The organism is Brevundimonas sp. DS20 (assembly GCF_001310255.1).
In the GTDB taxonomy this organism is placed as follows: Bacteria; Pseudomonadota; Alphaproteobacteria; order Caulobacterales; family Caulobacteraceae; genus Brevundimonas; species Brevundimonas aurantiaca.
Genome location: NZ_CP012897.1, coordinates 1,862,856 through 1,880,603, shown reverse-complemented (window position 1 = coordinate 1,880,603; position 17,748 = coordinate 1,862,856). Strand labels below are relative to the sequence as shown.

16 protein-coding genes are annotated in these 17,748 nt (G+C 66.8%); 6 read left to right on the top strand and 10 right to left on the bottom strand.

Going from position 1 to position 17,748, the window contains the following annotated elements; translation table 11 throughout:
- Positions 1-92 precede the first annotated feature (92 nt).
- From JL11_RS09070 to petA, 3 genes are read right to left on the bottom strand one after another with little or no spacing between them, the layout of a single operon-like run.
- On the bottom strand, positions 93-938 hold the full coding sequence (locus tag JL11_RS09070) for a cytochrome c1 (protein ID WP_054766902.1): 846 nt from the start codon (positions 936-938) through the stop codon (positions 93-95).
- Between the two features lie 32 nt (positions 939-970).
- Positions 971-2,299, bottom strand: coding sequence for a cytochrome b (locus JL11_RS09065; protein WP_054765384.1), 1,329 nt, complete (start codon positions 2,297-2,299; stop codon positions 971-973).
- 17 nt (positions 2,300-2,316) lie between these two features.
- Positions 2,317-2,853, bottom strand: a complete 537-nt coding sequence (gene petA, locus JL11_RS09060) for a ubiquinol-cytochrome c reductase iron-sulfur subunit (protein ID WP_054765383.1) — start codon at positions 2,851-2,853, stop codon at positions 2,317-2,319.
- Positions 2,854-3,046: 193 nt separating this feature from the next.
- Here petA and JL11_RS09055 point away from each other — a divergent pair, with 193 nt between their 5' ends.
- Complete coding sequence (locus JL11_RS09055) at positions 3,047-3,496, top strand: tRNA (cytidine(34)-2'-O)-methyltransferase (protein ID WP_054765382.1); 450 nt, start codon at positions 3,047-3,049, stop codon at positions 3,494-3,496.
- On the opposite strand, the gene JL11_RS09050 is transcribed toward JL11_RS09055, so the two are convergent.
- Positions 3,471-5,096: an ABC-F family ATP-binding cassette domain-containing protein gene (locus JL11_RS09050; RefSeq protein ID WP_054765381.1), complete on the bottom strand. Its 1,626-nt coding sequence runs from the start codon at positions 5,094-5,096 to the stop codon at positions 3,471-3,473. The two genes, JL11_RS09055 and JL11_RS09050, sit on opposite strands and share 26 nt — an antisense overlap.
- 232 nt (positions 5,097-5,328) lie before the next feature.
- On the opposite strand from JL11_RS09050, the gene JL11_RS09045 reads away from it, so the two are divergent.
- Together JL11_RS09045 and uvrA are read left to right on the top strand one after the other, a co-directional pair.
- Complete coding sequence (locus JL11_RS09045; RefSeq protein WP_054765380.1) at positions 5,329-5,823, top strand: group III truncated hemoglobin; 495 nt, start codon at positions 5,329-5,331, stop codon at positions 5,821-5,823.
- Between the two features lie 129 nt (positions 5,824-5,952).
- A complete protein-coding gene (uvrA, locus tag JL11_RS09040; RefSeq protein WP_082382663.1) occupies positions 5,953-8,901 on the top strand; it encodes an excinuclease ABC subunit UvrA in 2,949 nt (982 codons plus the stop codon).
- Positions 8,902-8,931: 30 nt separating this feature from the next.
- Here the strand turns inward: uvrA and JL11_RS09035 are convergent, their stop codons facing one another.
- Positions 8,932-9,738: a hypothetical protein gene (locus JL11_RS09035; RefSeq protein WP_054765379.1), complete on the bottom strand. Its 807-nt coding sequence runs from the start codon at positions 9,736-9,738 to the stop codon at positions 8,932-8,934.
- 137 nt (positions 9,739-9,875) lie between these two features.
- On the opposite strand from JL11_RS09035, the gene JL11_RS09030 reads away from it, so the two are divergent.
- Positions 9,876-10,676, top strand: a complete 801-nt coding sequence (locus tag JL11_RS09030) for a DUF4198 domain-containing protein (protein WP_054765378.1) — start codon at positions 9,876-9,878, stop codon at positions 10,674-10,676.
- Positions 10,677-10,705: 29 nt separating this feature from the next.
- Here the strand turns inward: JL11_RS09030 and JL11_RS09025 are convergent, their stop codons facing one another.
- The 4 genes from JL11_RS09025 to JL11_RS09010 form a co-directional block, all read right to left on the bottom strand.
- Positions 10,706-13,195, bottom strand: a complete 2,490-nt coding sequence (locus JL11_RS09025; RefSeq protein WP_054765377.1) for a glycoside hydrolase family 3 protein — start codon at positions 13,193-13,195, stop codon at positions 10,706-10,708.
- Between the two features lie 241 nt (positions 13,196-13,436).
- Entirely contained in the window at positions 13,437-13,646 is a 210-nt protein-coding gene (locus tag JL11_RS09020; protein ID WP_054765376.1) for a DUF3126 family protein, read from the bottom strand.
- Positions 13,647-13,885: 239 nt separating this feature from the next.
- Complete coding sequence (gene cysE, locus JL11_RS09015) at positions 13,886-14,707, bottom strand: serine O-acetyltransferase (protein WP_054766901.1); 822 nt, start codon at positions 14,705-14,707, stop codon at positions 13,886-13,888.
- 20 nt (positions 14,708-14,727) lie between these two features.
- Positions 14,728-15,354 carry an NUDIX domain-containing protein gene (locus JL11_RS09010; protein ID WP_054765375.1) on the bottom strand — a complete coding sequence of 209 codons (627 nt, stop codon included), beginning with the start codon at positions 15,352-15,354 and terminating at the stop codon, positions 14,728-14,730.
- Positions 15,355-15,399: 45 nt separating this feature from the next.
- Between JL11_RS09010 and JL11_RS09005 the strand changes: the two genes are divergently transcribed.
- Both JL11_RS09005 and JL11_RS09000 read left to right on the top strand, forming a co-directional pair.
- A complete protein-coding gene (locus JL11_RS09005; RefSeq protein ID WP_054765374.1) occupies positions 15,400-16,008 on the top strand; it encodes a nitroreductase family protein in 609 nt (202 codons plus the stop codon).
- A 69-nt stretch (positions 16,009-16,077) separates the two neighbouring features.
- Positions 16,078-16,842, top strand: coding sequence for an EAL domain-containing protein (locus JL11_RS09000; protein WP_054765373.1), 765 nt, complete (start codon positions 16,078-16,080; stop codon positions 16,840-16,842).
- Here JL11_RS09000 and JL11_RS08995 read toward each other — a convergent pair.
- A complete protein-coding gene (locus JL11_RS08995) occupies positions 16,822-17,694 on the bottom strand; it encodes a DUF817 domain-containing protein (RefSeq protein WP_082382662.1) in 873 nt (290 codons plus the stop codon). The genes JL11_RS09000 and JL11_RS08995 overlap by 21 nt on opposite strands.
- Between the last annotated feature and the right edge of the window lie 54 nt (positions 17,695-17,748).

Here is a 17,748-nt window from a genome sequence, read left to right as displayed (position 1 = left end):
GTCGATTCCGTGTCAGCGGCCAGGATGTCGCAAAACAATGCCCGCCGAAGTGGGCTTCGGCGGGCTGAGTTTCGGTTTTCGTTCGGGCGCGCCTAGTGGGCCACGCCCTTCCAGATGCGGCGATAGCTGGCGTAGGTCAGGCCCGCAAAGATCAGCAGGAAGATGATCACGCCGAAACCGGCCTGTTTGCGCTCGACCATCTTCGGCTCGGACGTCCAGGCGATGAAGGCCGCGACGTCCTTGGCGTACTGATCCACCGTCTGGGGCGAGCCGTCGTCATAGGTGACCTGGCCGTTCTGGAGCGGCGGCGGCATGGCGATGAAGCCGCCCTCGGGCACATGGTCCGGGTCGCCGGTCCAGAAGGGGGTCAGGTCGCCCTGCATATAGGGGTTGTAGTGCTGACCCGGACGGATCTGCAGGCCCGCGGGCGGGGTGCGATAGCCCGACAGCAGGGAGTAGATGTAGTCGGCGCCGCCGTGACGCGCCTTGGCCATGACCGACAGGTCCGGCGGCGCCGCCCCCCCGTTGCCGGCCGCAGCAGCGGTGGCGTTGGGATAGGGGGCGCGGAACTTGTCGGCTGGGGTGGCGTCGCGCTGGATCGGCTCGCCCGTCTCGCTATCGATGTCGGGAACCTGGATCTCCTTGGCCAGGGCCTTCACCACCGGATTGTCGTTCGGATTCGGATATTTCGGATTCCAGAACGGCCCGTGGCGATCGCCCAGGTTCCGGTAGTGCATCAGGTTCATGCTGTGACAGGCGGCGCAGACCTCGTGATAGACCTTGTAGCCGCGCTGCAGCTGGCCCTGGTCATAGACGCCGAAGGGGCCGTCGAAGCTGAAGCCGCCGGAGCGGGGGTGGGCCGCCCCGCCCTCCGCCAGGGCGGGCGCCGCCGTCATCAGGCCGAGGGCGGCGACCGCCGAAGCGACCAGTCTGGACATCGACACGCTCATTTTTCCAAAGCTCATGACGCTCAGCCCTTCTTCTCGGGCGAGGCGGGCGCGGCGGCCGGGACGGCGTCGCCCCCCGTCAGGACCGGTTCCGAGATCGTCGCGGGGATCGGCAGCGGCGTCTCCTTCAGCCCCACGAAGGGCAGGATCACCAGGAAGAAGACGAAATAGTAGAGGGTGAACAGCCGCGTCAGCCACAGGTAGGAGTTCACCTCTCCGTCGAACAGGACGAAGCTGGCCATGCCCGGAATGACCGGGGCGTCCGGCAGCTGACCGCCGCACCAGCCCAGGCCGACGCCGACCACCAGGAAGATGAAGAAGAAGGTCCGCATGGTCGGGCGATAGCGCATCGACCGCACCTTGGACGTATCCAGCCAGGGCAGGACGAACAGGACGCCGATGGCGCTGAACATGGCGACCACCCCGCCGAACTTGTCCGGCACCGCGCGCAGGATGGCGTAGAAGGGCAGCATGTACCATTCGGGCACGATGTGGGCGGGCGTCTGCAGCGGATTGGCCGGGATGTAGTTGTCGGCGTGGCCCAGGGCGTTCGGCTGATAGAAGACGAAGACGGCGAACAGGATCAGGAACAGGATGATCGCAAAGCCGTCCTTGACCGTGAAATAGGGGTGGAAGGGCAGAGTGTCCTTCTTGGCGCGATCCTTCGGAATGAGGATGCCCACCGGATTGTTCTGACCGGCCGAATGCAGGGCCCAAAGGTGCAGGACCACGCAGCCCAGGATGGCGAAGGGCAGCAGATAGTGCAGGGAGAAGAAGCGGTTCAGCGTCGCATTGTCGATCGCCGGGCCGCCGCGCAGCCAGATCAGGATCGGTTCGCCGACGAGGGGCACGGCGCCGATCAGATTGGTGATGACCTCTGCGCCCCAGAAGGACATCTGACCCCAGGGCAGGACATAGCCCAGGAAGGCGGTGGCGATCATCAGGAAGAAGATCACGCAGCCGATGATCCAGATCATCTCGCGCGGCGCCTTGTAGGAGCCGTAGTACAGCCCCCGCAGCATGTGCAGATAGACGGCGATGAAGAACATCGAGGCGCCGTTGGCGTGGACATAGCGGATCAGCCAGCCGCCGTTGACGTCACGCATGATCCGCTCGACCGAGGCGAAGGCCAGGTCGACGTTCGGCGTATAGTGCATGGCCAGAACGATGCCGGTGACGATCTGCGTCATCAGGCACAGGGCCAGGATGCCGCCGAAGGTCCACCAGTAGTTCAGGTTCCTGGGCGTCGGCAGCGACATATAGTCGGCGCCGAAGCGGATGATGGGCAGCCGGGTGTCCAGCCATTTTTCGACGCCCGTCTTCGGGACGTAGGTGGATTCGTGTTCGCTCATTTCCTCCCCCTTCGCCCTCAACCGATCTTAACGCGGGTGTCGGACGTGTATTCGTAGTCGGGCACGACCAGGTTCAGGGGCGCCGGCCCCTTTCTGATCCGACCGGACGCATCGTAGTGCGAGCCGTGGCACGGGCAGAACCAGCCGCCGTAATCGCCGGCGCCGAAGGTCGGGACGCAGCCCAGATGGGTGCAGGAGCCGACCACGACCAGATATTTCTCATGCCCGGACTTGGTGCGTTCCGCATCCGTCTGGGGCGGGCTGCCGACGGCGCCCTCGGTAATGACCTTCTGCAGCTCGGCCGGGGTGCGATAGCGCACGAAGACCGGCTTGCCCTGCCATTTGATCACGACCTGCTGGCCCTCCTGAACCTTGGTCAGGTCGAACTCGATCGAGGCCAGGGCCAGGGTGTCGGCCGCAGGGTTCATCTGATTGATCAGAGGCCAGGCGATCATCGCCCCGGCGCCCACCGCAGCGGCGCCCGCCGCGATATGGATGAAGTCGCGGCGATTCGGATCGCCCTCGCCTTCCGGAATCACACCCGTTTCGGCCACGTTTCACCTCTCGAAGACCGCCGGGACCGCCTGTGTTGGCGCTCCTCTGCTACGGCACGAACCCTAAAAGCGCTGCCCTGTGGTCCCCTCGGCCTGTATTTGCGGCGTTCGCCGCAAGCTGCTGACGTTTCTTGCGAAACGCTCGCAAACAGACCGCGACAAACCCCCAGGTCGCGTATACCTAGGGCTTAGAATGCGTCTCGCCCTTTTTCAACCGGACATTCCTCAGAACGTCGGCGCCTGTATCCGGCTGTCGGCCTGTTTCGGCGTCGCCCTGCACGTCATTGAGCCCACAGGCTTCCGTTTTGACGACCGCGCCATGAAGCGCGCGGCCCTGGATTACGGCCCCCTATCGCACATGACCCGCCATGCGGATTGGGACGCCTTCCAGCGCGAGCGACCCGCCGGACGGCTGGTGCTCTTCACCACCAAGGGGGCGACGCCCCTGCCCGACTTCGTCTTCGAACCCACCGACACGCTCCTGTTCGGCAAGGAGACCGCCGGCGCCCCGGACTATGTGCACGCCGCCGCGGACGCGCGCGTGGTGATTCCGCTCAGACCCGAGGCCCGGTCGCTGAATCTGTCGGTCACGGCGGGCATCGCCCTTTGGGAGGGCCTCAGGCAGACGGGCGGGCTAGGCTGATCGTCCGATCTATCCCGACCGCCGCCAGGAAGTCCGCATCGTGGCTGACGACAACAAGGGCGCCGTCATAGGCGCTCAACGCCGCCTCCACCGCCGCCACCGAATCGAGGTCCAGGTGGTTGGTCGGCTCATCCAGCACCAGAAGCTGCGGCGGGCGCGTTCCCGTCATGACGCAGGCCAGGGCGGCCCGCAGCCGTTCACCGCCGGACAGGTCGCCGACCCGCCGATGCGCGGCCGTATTTCGAAACAGGAAGCGTGCCAGGGCCGCCTGGGCTTCTTGGACCGAACCGTCCGGATTCAGCCGCATCCAGGCCTCGACCAAGGTTTCCTGGGGGCGCAGCAAAGCCGCCTCCTGATCCAGCAAGGCTGCGGGAACAGGTCGCTGCACTTGACCCGAAGTCGGTGCAAGATCGCCGGTGATGAGCCGCAGCAGGGTGGTCTTGCCCGCGCCGTTCGGGCCGGTGACGGCGACCCGCTCCGGTCCGGTCAAGGTCAGATCCACAGGACCGACGATCCGCCGCCCGTCCTGTGTCGTCCAGACCGCCCCGCTCAAGGTGGCCACCGTCCGTCCCGCCGCAAGGCCTGTGGCGCGCATGGGGATGGTTAGGGTTCGCACCCGCTCCACCCCTTGGCGCGCGGCGGCCAAGGCGGTTTCCGCCTCCGCCGCCTGGCGCACGGCGAGGAGCCGGTCGCCGCCGCCGCTGTTTTCGGCCCGCTCGGCCCGGGCGTCGATCAGAATCCTGGGCATGTCGCCCTTGGCCGCCTTGCGGCGTCCGGCCGCGTCCCGCCGCGCCTTCATCTCCGTGCGACGCTGGGCGTCCGCCGCCACGCGGGCCAGCGTCCGTTCAGCCTCGACCAGGTCGCGTTCGGCTGTTTCGCGCTCAATCGCCTTGCGTGCGGCGTAGAGGTCGTAGTTCCCGCCGTGGACGGCGACCCCCAGGCCGGACACCTCGACGATGCGATCCATGCGACGCAGCAGATCCCGGTCATGGCTGACCACCACCGCCCCGCCCTTCCAGCGACCCAGCACCTCGGCCACCCAGCGCCGCGCCTGGACATCCAGATGATTGGTCGGTTCGTCCAGCAGGATCAGATCCGGCGCCGCGAGGATCAGACCCGCCAACCGCAGCCGGGTCTGTTCTCCGCCGCTGAGGCTCCTCGTCGCCCGGTCCATCGGCAAGCCCTCCAGCCCGACCTCGGCCAAGGCCGAGGCGATCCTGGGCTCCAGCGTCCAGTCGGCGTCGGCCATGTCCTGGGCGTCGCCCTCGCCAGCCAGCAGCCGGTCTATCGCCGCCAGAGCGGGCGCGACGCCCAGGGTTTGCCCCGTCGTCTCGTCCGGCGACGGATCGGACCGTTGATCCAGCACGCCGACGGAGGCGGCGCGCGTCACACTTCCCTCGCTGGGCGAAAGGTCGCCGGCGATCAGACGCAGCAGCGTGCTCTTGCCCGCGCCGTTGCGACCGACAACGCCGGTGCGCTCAGACCCGAAGGTCAGGCTCAGATTGTCGAAAAGCGTAACGCCGTCAGGCGTTCTAGCGGCGACCTTGTCGAGGGTCGCGAGCGCGGACGGGGACGCGCTTCGGCTTGGGCTGGTTGGCATGGAGGATCACGAGCAGCATGGCGGACAGGGCGGAACCGGTTGCCAGTGCGATGATCATGATCTTCGAGCCTCCTGCTCAAAACTCGTCAGAGACAGGAGGATGGGTCGTATTTGTGCAATCCGCAACTCCGGGGAGCCCCTGATATGAACACGGCCGCGTGAAGAGGGGGTGGCTCCGGGGTGGACCGATGGTCCGATGGCGCCCCGCCCACCAAGCCGCTAGGACGTCGGAATGGAGAGCCGCTTCCGCATAGAAGACCCTGCCGGAGCCGCCGCGCGCCGCGACGCGGCTGTTCAGCGGCTGCGCGACGAAACCGGCATCGACGAGGCGATGATCGACGCCCTGGTCGAGGGCTTCTACGCCCGCGTCCGCGACGACCGGCTGATCGGGCCGATCTTCGCGGATCGGATCGCCGACTGGGGCCCGCATCTGGCGCAGATGAAGCTGTTCTGGTCGTCGGTGGCCCTTTCGTCTGGCGTCTACCAGGGTCGGCCTATGCCGAAACATCTGCCCCTGCCGATCGACGCGCGCCACTTCGACCGCTGGCTTGAGTTGTTCGCCGAGACCGCCCGCGACCTCTGCCCGCCCGTCGCCGCGGCCCATTTCATCGAACGCGCCCGCCGCATCGCCGAGAGCCTGGAGCTCGGCGTCGCGACCGCAAACGGAGTGATGCTGGCCAAGGGCGAGCGTTTCTTGCGCCCGACACAGGCCTGGACGCCGGAGTAGGTCAACCGGGCTGGACGCGCCCAGCGCCGCAATGTTCACACATTGTTCTTGCTTAAATCGGGCAAATCATCCCCATATAGCAATGTCGCGCCGGAGCCCTCCGGCTCCTCTCCGCGTTTCCCGGACCGCATGACCGAAAAGCACAACTTCATCCGCGTTCGCGGCGCCCGCGAGCACAATCTCAAGGGCGTGGACCTCGACATTCCGCGCGAACAGCTGGTGGTGATGACCGGCCTGTCGGGCTCGGGCAAGTCGTCCCTGGCCTTTGACACCATCTACGCCGAGGGCCAGCGTCGCTATGTCGAAAGCCTGTCGGCCTATGCGCGCCAGTTCCTTGAGCTGATGGGCAAGCCGGACGTGGACCTGATCGAGGGCCTGTCGCCGGCCATTTCCATCGAACAGAAGACCACCTCCAAGAACCCGCGATCCACCGTCGGCACGGTCACGGAGATCCACGACTATATGCGCCTGCTGTGGGCGCGGGTCGGGGTGCCCTATTCGCCGGCCACCGGCCTGCCGATCGAGAGCCAGACCATCAGCCAGATGGTCGACAAGCTGACGGCCCTGCCAGACGGCGAACGCATCCTGCTGCTGGCCCCGGTCGTGCGCGGCCGCAAGGGCGAGTACAGGAAGGAAATCGCGGAGTGGCAGCGCCAGGGCTTCCAGCGGCTGAAGATCGACGGCCAATTCTACCCCATCGACGAAGCCCCGACCCTGGACAAGAAGTTCAAGCACGACATCGACATCGTCGTGGACCGGATCGTCACCAAACCGGATCAGGAAGGCCGCTACGCTGACAGTCTCCAGACCGCGCTCGGCCTCGCCGACGGCATCGCTACGGCGGAATGGGCCAGCGTCGCCGAGGGCGAGACAGCGCCGCGCACCCTCGTCTTCTCCGAACGCTTCGCCTGCCCGGTCTCGGGTTTCACCATCTCTGAGATCGAGCCGCGGCTGTTCTCGTTCAACAATCCCTTCGGCGCTTGTCCGGTGTGCGACGGCCTGGGGGTCAAGCTCGCCTTCGACGCCGACCTGGTGATTCCCGATCGCGACAAGAGCCTGCACAAGGGGGCGGTGGCGCCGTGGGCGCGCGGCCCCTCCCCTCTCTACACCCAGACGCTTCAGTCGCTGAGCCGCCACTACGGCTTCTCGATGGACATCGCTTGGCGCGATCTGCCGGCCCAGGCGCATAAGGCGATCCTGCACGGCACGGGCGCTGAGAAGATCAAATTCACCTATGACGACAACGCCCGCAAATACGAGGTCTCTAAGCCGTTCGAGGGCGTCCTGCCGAACCTGGAGCGGCGCTGGCGCGAGACCGACAGCGCCTGGGTGCGCGAGGAACTGGCCCGCTACCAGTCCGAGACCCCCTGCGAGGCCTGCGGCGGCAAGCGGCTGAAGCCCGAGGCCCTGGCGGTCAAGGTCGGCGGCGAGGACATCGCCGACATCTCCATGCTGTCGATCTCCAAGGCCTACCTCTGGTTCTCGACCCTGGAGGAGAGCCTGACAGAGAAGCAGATGGAGATCGCCCGGCGAATCCTGAAGGAGATCTGCGACCGGCTGCGGTTCCTGAACAACGTCGGCCTGGACTATCTGAACCTGTCGCGATCCTCGGGCACCTTGTCGGGCGGGGAGAGCCAGCGCATCCGTCTGGCGTCACAGATCGGTTCGGGCCTGACCGGCGTCCTCTATGTGCTGGACGAACCCTCCATCGGTCTGCACCAGCGCGACAACACCCGCCTGCTGGAAAGCCTGAAAGGGCTGCGCGACCTCGGCAATTCGGTCCTTGTGGTCGAGCACGACGAGGAAGCCATTCTGACCGCCGACTATGTCATCGACATGGGCCCCGCTGCGGGGGTGCATGGCGGTACGGTCTGCGCCGAGGGCACGCCGCAACAGGTTATGGCCAACCCGAACTCCCTGACCGGCAAATATCTGACCGGCGAGCGGGAGATCGAAATCCCCGCCGACGGCCGCCGCCCCATCGACCGCAAGCGGATGCTGAAGATCAGCGGCGCCAGCGGCAACAATCTGAAGAGCGTCACCGGCGAAATCCCCGTCGGCGTCTTCACCTGCATCACCGGCGTGTCCGGCGGCGGCAAGTCCACCTTCACCATCGAGACCCTGTATAAGGCCGCCGCGCGCCGTCTGAACAATGCGTCGGACGCCCCCGCCCCCTTCGACCGCATCGAGGGGCTGGAGCATTTCGACAAGGTCATCGACATCGACCAGTCGCCGATCGGCCGCACCCCGCGCTCCAATCCCGCCACCTACACCGGTGCCTTCGGCCCCATCCGCGACTGGTACGCCGGCCTGCCGGAATCCAAGGCGCGCGGCTACGGCCCCGGCCGGTTCAGCTTCAACGTCAAGGGCGGCCGCTGCGAGGCCTGCCAGGGCGACGGCGTCATCAAGATCGAGATGCACTTCCTGCCCGACGTCTACGTCACCTGCGACGTCTGCAAGGGCAAGCGCTACAACCGCGAGACGCTGGAGATTGTGTTCAAGGGCAAGTCGATCTCGGACGTCCTGGACATGACGGTCGAGGAGGCCGCCCAGTTCTTCAAGGCCGTGCCGCCGATCCGCGACAAGATGCTGACGCTGGAGCGGGTGGGCCTCGGCTACGTCAAGGTCGGCCAGCCCGCGACCACCCTGTCCGGCGGCGAGGCCCAGCGGGTCAAGCTGTCCAAGGAACTGTCGAAACGCGCGACCGGCCGGACCCTCTACATCCTCGACGAGCCGACCACCGGCCTGCATTTCGAAGATACGCGCAAACTTCTGGAAGTGCTTCAGGAACTGGTCGAGGCTGGCAACACCATCGTGGTGATCGAGCACAATCTCGACGTCATCAAAGTGGCGGACTATCTGCTCGACTTCGGGCCGGAAGGCGGCGAGGGCGGCGGCGAGATCGTCGCGGTCGGCACACCGGAACAGGTGGCGGAGAACAAGGCCAGCTGGACCGGAAAATACCTCAAGGAGGTGCTGGATCGTCACGAGACCCGGCGCAAGGCGCGGGTCGCGGCCCTGGGGCAGGCGGCGACGCCCCCGCCGGCGAAGCGGAAGCGGGTCAAGGCCTCGGCCTGAGGTTTTACTCCAGACGCTGAAACGTCTCCGTCAGCCCTCCAGCTGCTTCAAGATCGCCGCGAACGGACTCCAAAGCAGGACGGTGATCAGTGCGAAACCGAGCGCCATCAGCGTCATCAGCAGCAGGGCCGCCAAACCCGCGCCTGCGCCGGAGCCGGACATGGCCGCCGTCATAGGCCAGGCGACGAGGGCCAGCAGCAGACCCACCAACAAGGCCATGGCGACGGCGAGCACATTCACGCCGATCAGAGGCCAGACGATGGGTCCGCTGCGCTTCCATCCTTCCACGAGAGGAAGGCCGCTCCGCAGTACCGTGAGAGGCGCGACCAAGCTGAGTCGAGCCGCTACCCAGAGACCCAGTGCAAAGGCGATGAGATTCACGATGACGCCTCCCGCCAGGCCGATCGCCGCGCCGGCGCCCCGAGTGGCGAGGTCCGCTCCAACGTTCAATACGAGCTGAACGACGACCAGAATAATCAGAACCCCCAACATCCGAGCCTCGGTCTTGCCCAGTCGCAGGAAGCCGAACCGTCGTTTCTCAGGCTCAAGCACTGCGCGGTAGACGGCCGGCGCGACGAGGGCCTGGGCCAACAGCAACGGCGGCATGAATCCAGCCATGGCCAAGCCGAAGGCTTGTAGCGCTTCTGGCGACAAGGCGTTGATATCGCCGTTGGCGGCCTGCAACTCGGCCATATGGGGCATGATTGCGGGCGCCGCGAGCAGACTGCTCAATATGAGCCCGATCAGCCAGACCATCGACCAGAGGAGAACCGCCGCCGGGTTCTGGCGCGTCACGCGAAACCCCTCGAATGCGGCGTCGGTGGCGGAAAAACTCATGATCGAACTCCAGATCAGATTCGGCGCGACTCTAGCCCATCCCGTCGTCGGCGTCCGGTCCCAGACGCCCCTATCCCGAACCCTTTGTTGCAATTCGTTCTCACTTGCATACTCTGCCTCGGCCTATGAGGACGACCATGACCCGACATCCCCTCCACGCCGGCCTTTTGGCCTCCCTTCTGTCCGTCTGGGGCGCGGGCGTGGCCCAGGCCCACTCCCCCTATCTTCGGCCCAATCTGTTCGACGCGGGGCGGCGCGATCATGTGACCGTCGAGGCGGCCTTTACCGAGGAGGTGTTCAACGCCGAGGTCGCCATGCGGTCCGACGGCTTCCATGTAGTCGGGCCAAACGGCGACACGCCGATCAGCGCCGTCACCTATCTGCGCGATCTGGCGGTGTTCGAGGCGCCGACGCCGGTGGACGGCCTCTATCGTCTGTCATCCGGCCCACGCGCCGGCCGCACGACCAAGATGTACCACACCCCCTCCGGCTGGAAGATGGTCGGCGAAGAGGATGCGCCGCCCCCGCCCGGCGCCGAACTGGTCGATGTCCAGAGCATCACCGTCGCCGAGGCCTATGTTATGCGGGGCGTCCCCGACGAGGCGGCGCTGAAGCCCACCGGCCAAGGGCTGGAGCTTCAGCCTCTGATCCAGCCGAACCAGATCGTCGCCGGCGAGGACGCGACCTTCCGCCTGCTGTTCGACGGCCAGCACCTGGCCGACGCGCCTGTCACCGTCTTTCGGGAAGCCGGCCAGTACGACGGCAAGACGATCGAGACCGAAACCGCCACCGACGCCTCCGGCGTCCTGACCCTGCGGGTCTCGGCGCCCGGCGCCTATATGACCCAGGTCCGCTACCGCACCGCCGCCCCGGCAGGCAGCCCCACCCCCTACCGCAGCTACACCCACACCCTGACCTTCACCGCCGACGCGGGGTGAAGGCGGAGGGGACCGTCATGTCGCGCCCTTTAGGCCGGGCAGCGCGTTTCGGTCTGGCTGGCATCCAGCTTGATCTCGGAGACCGAGACGGTCATCGCACCGCTGGTCGCCATGTGGAACGGAACCTCGACGCGCGACAGGTCCCCGCCGTCGGTGCGGAAACAGGTCAGGGGAATGCGGGCTTCGCGCCACTGGCCGACGGGGGCAGAGCGCAACAGGCCGGTCAGGTCCACCGCCCCGCCGCCCAGTTTGAACGCCACCGGAGCGGACGGCGCGACGTCAACACGATAGCGGAAGCCCAGGGCGACGGCGCCGTTGGCTTGGCGCGTCAGATCGACGGCCGTGCCCCAGATCTCAACGCTGGCCGGCCCGGTTCCCGCAAAGGCGAACTGCTGGCCGCTTTCCTGGGCCAGGTCGTCTACCGGGCGTGAGGCGACGCCGGCGCGCGGGCTGGTCGCCGTCTTCGCCGTGCCGGGTCGGGTCTGACCTCCTGCGTCGTTCAGCAACAAGCTCCAGGGCGAGACGAACCGGCCGTCGACGAAATAGCGATCCAGATTGGTCGCCTGCGCCGAGACCCCGCTCTCCTCCGACAGCATTCCGACTCGCGCCGGCGCGGCGTAGGTCAGGCCGTAGCCATAGGCGAACTGCGGATCATAGCCGGGCTGGCCGTGGTTCAGCGGCGTTCCCGTCGCATCCTTGGGCCAGCTGAAGGACAGTTTGCCGTGGAAGTCGTGGCGCGGTTTGCCGTCGGCTCGGCCCACCAGGACGTCGGCGATCCCCCCGCCTTCGGTCCCCGGCAGCCAGGCGGCCACAAAGGCGTCCGAGGCGTTGATCTCCGGATTGGTCCACATCGGCCGCCCGGACAGGAAGACCGACACGGTCGGAATCCCCGCCGCCTTCAGCCGCTTCAGCGTCTCCAGCGGCGCGGTCGGGACATAGTCTAGATTGTCCACGTCGCCTTGGAACTCGGCATAGGGGGTCTCGCCGAAGACGACGATCGCCACATCCGGTTTTTGGGTGAAGGACCCGTCCGCGCTCAAGGTTGCGGTCCCGCCGCCGGCCTTCACCGCCTCTTCGATCCCGCTCCAGATCGACTGGCCCTGGGGGAAGTCGGCATTCGTATTGCCCGTCCCCTGCCAGCTCAGGGTCCAGCCGCCCGAGGCCTGGCCGATGTCGTCAGCCGCCGTCCCCGCCACAAGCACCCGCGCATTGGCCCGAACCGGCAGGACGCCGTCATTCTTCAACAGCACCAGCGACTTGCGCACCGCCTCGCGCGCCAGGGCGCGGTGCGCGGGTGAAGCCAGCTCCTCGAACCGGCCTTCCATCGGCCGCGCCGGTTCGAACAGGCCGGTCTTGACCTTGGCCACCAGAATGCGACGCACCGCCTCGTCCACCCGCGCCATAGGGATCTCGCCCGACCGGGCCTGGGCCAGGGTCGAGGCGTACAGCGGCTTCCAGCTGTCGGGCGCCATCAGCATGTCGATGCCCGCGTTGACCGCCAGGGCGCAGCTCTCATTGGTGCAGCCCGGCAGTTGGCCGTGCGCGTTCCAGTCGGAGACGACGAATCCCTTGAACCCCAGCGGCCCGCGCAGGACATCGGTCAGCAGGGTCGGATTGCCTGAGTGCTTGTAACCGTTCCAGCCCGAGAAACTGGCCATGATCGACAGCACGCCCGCGTCGATGGCCTGGACGTATCCGCCCAGGTGGACGTCGATCAGCTCCTGCTCCGTGCCCCGGAAATCGCCCTGATCCTCGCCCTCGAAGGTGCCCCCGTCGGCCAGGAAATGTTTGGCCGATCCGGCGATATGGCCGGGCGCCAGCGGCCGCCCCGGCTGCAGCTCGCCCTGGAGGCCCAGGGTCATCGGCCCGGCGTAGGACCGCTGAACCTCCGGATCCTCGGCATAGCCCTCATAGGACCGGCCCCAACGATCGTCGCGCGGCACGGCCAGGGTTGGGCCGAAGGTCCACTCCGCCCCCGTCACCGCCACCTCCAGGGCCGTCGCCTCGCCGATGCGCCGGATCAGGTCCGGATCGCGCGCGGCGCCCAGGCCGATGTTGTGGGGAAAGATGGTCGCGCCGGGGACGTTGTTGTGCCCGTGCACGGCGTCGATGCCGTAGATCAGCGGGATCACCGTCCCGCCCCGGCTCTCGTTGGCGGCGCGGAAGGCGCGGGCCAGGTCCAGCCATTTCTGCGGGGGCGCCTTGTCGTCGCCCCAGGGACCGGAGCTGCCGCCAGCCAGGATCGAGCCCAGCGGATAGGTCTTCAGATCGTCGGGGGTGATTGAGGAGATGTCGGCCTGGATCAGCTGGCCCACCTTCTCCTCCAGCGTCATCCTGGCCATCAGTTCGGAGACGAATGCCTCGGTGCGGGCGTCGCTGATGGCCGCCGGGGTCGCGGCATGGGGCCAGCGCTCGGGATGAGCTCGCGACGCTTCGGGAACCGTCGCCGTCTGCGCCAGGGCCGGCGCGCCCCCGCTCACGGCCAGGGCCAGCACCATCAGGGACACAGTCGCGCGCATTGGATTTCCTCTCGGGATGAACCAGGAGGACGTGCGTCTGACGGATCGGAAAACAGGCGGATGGGCGCGACGGAACGGCGACGTCCCGATCCTTGCCCCTCAGCGCGTCTGCTCCCGAGCGATCGATCCGCCGCCCTTCGGCGCGATTAGGGCCGGGCCGGCGCAACCCGTCAAGCCATTTTTGAGAACGTTCTCACAACCGCCCTGCGCACGATGTCGCAGGGCGGTCGGCGCGCGAGACTTAGTCCGGCAGGTCCTCGGCCAGGATCGCCATCTCGAACATGAAGGAGCCTTCCTCGTCCTCGTCCTCGAAGACGACGCCGATGAACTCGTCTCCGACATAGACTTCGGCCGAGTCATTCTGCTTGGGACGGGCCTTCACGATGATGCCGCCGGTGTTGAAGGTGCGCTTGAGGTGAGCCTCGATGCGCTTCAGGTCAGTGTCTTTCACGGGGGCCTCATGGTCTTGGGTTGGCCGCGGACCCTAGAGAAGTCGGGGCTTCAGGGGAACCGCTAGATGCGCTTTTTCAACCCTCTCCCGCTTGCGGGAGAGGTGTCGCGTCGATCGGCGAAGCCAATCCAGCGACGGAGAGGGAAGTCTCGCCCAAAGGAAGACTTCCCCCATCGTCAGGCGTGTCGCTGCGCGCCACGACCTGACACTTCCCCCGCCGGCGGGGGAAGGTCGATCCCTCAGATCACGAAGTCGTACACCACCTCAGCCAGCGTATGGTCCATGGTCCGGGCCGGTTCGGCGCCGGTGGGGCAGTTGACCAGGCGCGCCGGCACCCCGGCCACGGTGCAGCCGGACGGCACAGGCTTCAGCACCACCGAGCCCGAGGCCACCTTGGCGTAGTCGCCGATATGGATATTGCCCAGCACCTTGGCGCCGGCGCCCAGCAGGACGCCCTTGCCGATCTTGGGGTGGCGGTCGCCGCGCTCGGCCCCCGTGCCGCCCAAGGTGACGCTGTGCAGCATGGAGACGTCGTCGCCGACCACCGCCGTCTCGCCGATGACGATGCCGGTGCCGTGGTCCAGGAACAGCCCCTGGCCCAGCCGCGCGGCCGGATGGATGTCCAGCTGGAACAGTTCGGAGATCCGGCTCTGGAAGTGGAAGGCCAGGGTCTCACGGCCCTGGCCCCACAGCCAATGGGCCACGCGCCAGCCCTGCAAGGCCTGGAAGCCTTTGAAATAGAGGAAGGGCTGCAACAGATTGCGGATGGCCGGATCGCGTTCGGCCACGGCGCGCAGATCCGCCTCGGCCGCCGCGACCATGGCCGGATCGGCGGCGAAGGCCGACAAGCAGACCTCGCGCACCGACATGGCGCTCATTTCCGGATCGGCCAGTTTACGCGCGATCTGGAAGCTGAGGGCGCCGGCCAGATCATCGTGCGACAGGATGACGGCGTTCATCTGCGAACCCAGCTGGGGCTCCTCGCGCGAGGCGGCCTCGGCGGAGGCGCGCAGCTGGCGCCACACGCTGTCAGTTTCCGCGACGACTTCAAGCTTGGGCATGCCGGACTCCTTCGGCGACATCATACCCGCCCCAGCATGGCCTTAGCCAGCGCCGGAGGCAGGGCTCCATTCAAGGCCATATGATAGGCCTTGTACGCCGTCGCCACCGTCAGGCTGTCCCGCACCGTCCCGCGCCCGACTTCGTCGAGCAGATCCAGGAACGGCACGCGCACGACGGCGATCACCTCGGTCGGGTCCGGCGCCACCGGCACAGGCCTCAGGCCCCAGGCGATCCAGGTATGCGCCATCTCGGTCGTGACAGAGTTCGACAGCTCCATCGTCAGGGCCGGCGTCCAGTGGGCGGCCTCCAGCCCCGCCTCCTCGGCCAGCTCCCGCCGGACGCCGTCGAACGGATCCTCGTCGAGGGACGCCCCGCCCTCGGGCATCTCCCAGGAATAGTTGGCGAAGGCGAACCTCTGCTGCCCGACCAGAACCACCGTGCCGTCGTCATGCACCGGCAGCACCCCGGTCGCGACATTCTTGGGCCGCATCACCGCATAGTCCGCCAGCTGGCCCGTCGGGGCGATCACCCGGTGCCGCGTCAACCGCATCCACGGATTTTCGAACACCGTCTCCTCGGTCTTGCTGCGCCAGGCCGGCGGCTTGGCCAGGCCGGCGGCCCATTTCGGTTCGTCGAAATCGCTCATACCTCAGCTATGGCGGACGGCGGGGGGAAAGCCTAGCTAGACCGCATGACCCCTTCGCCTCTCTTTCCGTTGAACGCCCCCCTGCCCGCCCCGGTCCCGTCGCAGGAGTTGCGCGATCGGCTGGCCTCACGCCGCTCCGCCCCGGCCCAGGCCCTGACCAGCCCCGGCCCGACCGAGGCCGAACTGGATCAGATCCTGACCCTGGGCGCCCGCACGCCCGATCACGGCAAGCTGTTTCCCTGGCGGTTCGTGGTCCTGGGGCCGCAGAGCCGCGGGGAAATCGCCGAAAAACTGTCCGGCCTTGCGCAGACCCAGGGCCGTCCCGCCAAGGAGCAGGCGGTCCTGGCCAAGCTGACCGCCGCCCCCGTCACCGTCCTGGTCATCTCGGCGCCCGTGCCCGACGCCAAGCCGCTCTGGGAGCAGCAGATGTCGGCCGGCGCGGTCTGTATGAATCTGGAGCATGCGGCCGGCGCCTTCGGCTATGCTTCCAGCTGGATCACGGACTGGTACAGCTATGACGCCCAGGCCACAGCCCTGTTCGGCCTGACCGACGGCGAGGCGGTCGCCGGCTTCATCCATATCGGAACCCTGAACGAACCGGCCCTGGAACGCCCCCGCCCCGACATGGCGGCCAAGGTCACCCGCCTGCCCTAGATCTGGACAGGCCTTGTCGTTAATCTTTTCCCTCTAGGCGTCAGACCCTTAGCTGTAGCGAGTGGTCCGATGTCCTGTGTGGGTTGCAAAGATGGGGCGGGGTTCGACCTGCCCATCACCATGGCTTTCCAGCCCATCGTCAACGTCTCAACACAGACAGTCTTCGCCTACGAGGCGCTTGTGCGGGGCAAGGACGGCGCCGGCGCCGGTCAGGTGCTGGCTCAGATAGCTGACCACAACCGCTACGCCTTCGATCAGGTCTGTCGCACCACCGCGATCGAACTGGCGGCCGGGCTCGACATGGCGGCGACGGGCGCCAACCTGTCGATCAATTTTCTGCCCAATGCGGTCTATGAGCCGCGCGCCTGCATCCGCGCCACCCTGGCGGCGGCGATGCGAACAGGCTTCCCCGTGAACAAGATCATCTTTGAGTTCACCGAGAGCGAGGCGATGGACGCCGACCACATCCTGAACATCCTGCGCTCCTATCGCGCCATGGGGTTCAAGACGGCCATCGACGACTTCGGCGCCGGTTACGCGGGCCTGGGTCTGCTGACCCTGTTCCAGCCGGACATCGTCAAGCTGGACATGGCCCTGATCCGCGACATCGACACCGATCCGGTTAAGCGCACCATCGTGCGCAACACCCTGAACATGCTGCGCGATCTGGGCGTTGAACCGGTCTGCGAAGGTATAGAGACCCCGGCCGAACACGACGTCCTGCGCGACTTGGGCGTCGATCTGATGCAGGGCTATCTGTTGGCAAGACCGGCGCTTGAGGCCCTGGGGCTGGTCGCCTGGCCCCGCGCCGCGTCACTGGCCCGCACCGCCTGACGGTTCTTTCTCCGGCCGGTGCACCAGAGACACCAGCACCACCGAGATGATCATCAGCAGGAACCAGGCCCCCAGCTTGTGCAGGGACACCGGCTCCCAGCCCCCGTCCTGCCCCGGATAGGTCCAGGCCCGCGCGAAGGTGCCCAGGTTCTCGGCGACCCAGATGAACAGGGCCACCAGCCCATAGCCCAGCAGCAGCGGCATCGACCGCCGACGCCGGTCCGCCGTGAAATAAAACCGCCCCCGCCCGAACAGCAGGACTGTCGCCAGAAACAGAACGATCCGCACGTCCGGCAGCCAGTGATGGGCGAAGAAATTCACATAGACGGCTGCCGCCAACAGCCAGGTCGTCCACAGCGGCGGATAGCCGCGCACCCGGATATGGAATATCCGCTGCACCCGCGCGATATAGCTGCCCACCGCCGCATACATGAAGCCCGAGAACAGGGGCACGGCGCCGATGCGCAGCAGACTGTCCTCCGGATAGATCCACGACCCGTGCGCGGTCTTGAACAGCTCCATGATCGTCCCCGCCACATGGAAGAGGAAGATCACCCGCGCCTCCTCCCAGCTCTCCAGCCGGAAGGCCAGCATGGCGATCTGGATCACCACCGCCCCGATCGCCAGAAAATCATAGCGCGAGATCGGCGTCGTGTCCGGCCACCACAGGAAGGTGCCGACGATCAGCCCCAGCATCAGCCCCCCGAACAGACACGCCCACCCCTGTTTCAACCCGAACCAAAGGAACTCGTAGGCGTAACGACGCGGACGAGACCGGTCGGCCCAGGTCTGGGCGCGCGTGAGGAGACGGCGCCCCCAGGCTTCCAGAGGCAAGGAGGAACTTCGCGACATGCCCAAGGCTTAGCCCAAGCCAGCGGACTTGCCATCCGCTGTCGATCAACTTAA

Excerpts from the sequence above, each read along its gene's own strand:
- JL11_RS09070 (WP_054766902.1), bottom strand. The coding sequence starts at position 938 with ATGTCCAGACTGGTCGCTTCGGCGGTCGCCGCCCTCGGCCTGATGACG.
- JL11_RS09065 (WP_054765384.1), bottom strand. The coding sequence starts at position 2,299 with ATGAGCGAACACGAATCCACCTACGTCCCGAAGACGGGCGTCGAAAAA.
- JL11_RS09055 (WP_054765382.1), top strand. The coding sequence starts at position 3,047 with ATGCGTCTCGCCCTTTTTCAACCGGACATTCCTCAGAACGTCGGCGCC.
- JL11_RS09050 (WP_054765381.1), bottom strand. The coding sequence starts at position 5,096 with ATGCCAACCAGCCCAAGCCGAAGCGCGTCCCCGTCCGCGCTCGCGACC.
- JL11_RS09045 (WP_054765380.1), top strand. The coding sequence starts at position 5,329 with ATGGAGAGCCGCTTCCGCATAGAAGACCCTGCCGGAGCCGCCGCGCGC.
- uvrA (WP_082382663.1), top strand. The coding sequence starts at position 5,953 with ATGACCGAAAAGCACAACTTCATCCGCGTTCGCGGCGCCCGCGAGCAC.
- JL11_RS09035 (WP_054765379.1), bottom strand. The coding sequence starts at position 9,738 with ATGAGTTTTTCCGCCACCGACGCCGCATTCGAGGGGTTTCGCGTGACG.
- JL11_RS09030 (WP_054765378.1), top strand. The coding sequence starts at position 9,876 with ATGACCCGACATCCCCTCCACGCCGGCCTTTTGGCCTCCCTTCTGTCC.
- JL11_RS09025 (WP_054765377.1), bottom strand. The coding sequence starts at position 13,195 with ATGCGCGCGACTGTGTCCCTGATGGTGCTGGCCCTGGCCGTGAGCGGG.
- cysE (WP_054766901.1), bottom strand. The coding sequence starts at position 14,707 with ATGCCCAAGCTTGAAGTCGTCGCGGAAACTGACAGCGTGTGGCGCCAG.
- JL11_RS09010 (WP_054765375.1), bottom strand. The coding sequence starts at position 15,354 with ATGAGCGATTTCGACGAACCGAAATGGGCCGCCGGCCTGGCCAAGCCG.
- JL11_RS09005 (WP_054765374.1), top strand. The coding sequence starts at position 15,400 with ATGACCCCTTCGCCTCTCTTTCCGTTGAACGCCCCCCTGCCCGCCCCG.
- JL11_RS09000 (WP_054765373.1), top strand. The coding sequence starts at position 16,078 with ATGTCCTGTGTGGGTTGCAAAGATGGGGCGGGGTTCGACCTGCCCATC.
- JL11_RS08995 (WP_082382662.1), bottom strand. The coding sequence starts at position 17,694 with ATGTCGCGAAGTTCCTCCTTGCCTCTGGAAGCCTGGGGGCGCCGTCTC.